This window comes from Roseisolibacter sp. H3M3-2, assembly GCF_029211165.1.
In the GTDB taxonomy this organism is placed as follows: domain Bacteria; phylum Gemmatimonadota; class Gemmatimonadetes; order Gemmatimonadales; family Gemmatimonadaceae; genus Roseisolibacter.
Map to the genome: position 1 here is coordinate 1 of NZ_JARGEK010000673.1, position 1,110 is coordinate 1,110.

The 1,110-nt window shown below is 78.8% G+C and carries 1 protein-coding gene; it reads right to left on the minus strand.

What is annotated here, in order from left to right; all coding sequences use genetic code 11:
• Positions 1-95: 95 nt before the first annotated feature.
• Positions 96-1,110, minus strand: a 1,015-nt coding sequence (locus tag PYV61_RS25630) for a tetratricopeptide repeat protein (RefSeq protein WP_275836721.1), incomplete at its 5' end; no start/stop codon positions are given.

The following is a 1,110-nucleotide window of genomic DNA, read 5'->3' on the forward strand; positions in this document are numbered from 1 at the left end:
CGACGGGAGCGGCGGCGCCGGCTGCGCGGCCAGCGGGCGCGCCAGCACGACCACGGGCCAGAGCAGCGCGGCCAGCGCGGCCAGCGAGGCGAGCCTCACTCCAGCGGCGGCGGCCCCCCGCCCTGCCCGACCTGCTCCAGGACCTCCGCGCAGCGTGCCCCCCATGCGTTGAACTTGCCCGAGGCGGCGCCCGCCCGCCACGCCTGCACCGCGGCGTCGCGATCGCCGGCCAGCCAGAGCGCCCGCCCGGTCTCGTAGTACGCCTCGAGGAGGTTGGGACCCAGCGCGAGCGCCTGCCGGAAGTACGCGACGGCGTCGGCGTACATCCCGCGGTGGAGGTACACCAGCCCGACGTAGAAGGTGGCGTAGAGCGCCGCCTTGCGGTCGGTCTCGTCGCGCGTGGCGGGGGCCAGCAGCTCCAGCGCCCGCGCGTGGTCGCCGCGCCGCAGGGCGATCCACCCCAGGTTGACCTGGGCGAGCAGGAAGTGGGGCGCCCGCGCCAGCACGCGCTCACACGCCGCCGCGGCGGCGTCGAGCCGCCCCTGCCCCATCAGCGCCCACGCCAGCAGCGCCTCCGCCTCGGGGTCCTCGGGCGCCAGCGCCAGGGCGCGCGACAGCGCCTCCTCGCCGCGCGCGTGGTCGCCCATCGAGATCGCGCTCCACCCCTTGGCGACGAACGTCGACGCGCCGAGGTGGTCGACGCGCACGCTGGCGTGGTCGGCCACCGGCGCGCGCGCGCGCATCGCGGGCACGGGCTCCGGCTCCGCCTCCCCGGCGAGGAACGCCGGCTCCGGGGACGCGGGGGGCGGCGGCGGCGCGGGGGGCAGCTGCTTCCACGCGGCGACCAGCGCCTTCACGTCCTCCTTGAGCACGGCCAGCGCGGCGAGGCGCCGATCGACGGCGCGGAAGAGCGTCGCGATCTCCTCCTTGAGGCGCGCGCGCTCCTCGTCGTCCATCCAGTCGGCGGCGCCGGCGGCGTGCATCCGGGCCAGCAGCTCGTCGTGCGCCTCGCGCAGCTGCGCGACCTCGGCGCCCGCGTCGGGGGCGGACGGCCCGGTCACGCGCGCCCCCCGGCCGCGCGCGGCAGCGCGGCGATCGCCTCGGCGACGG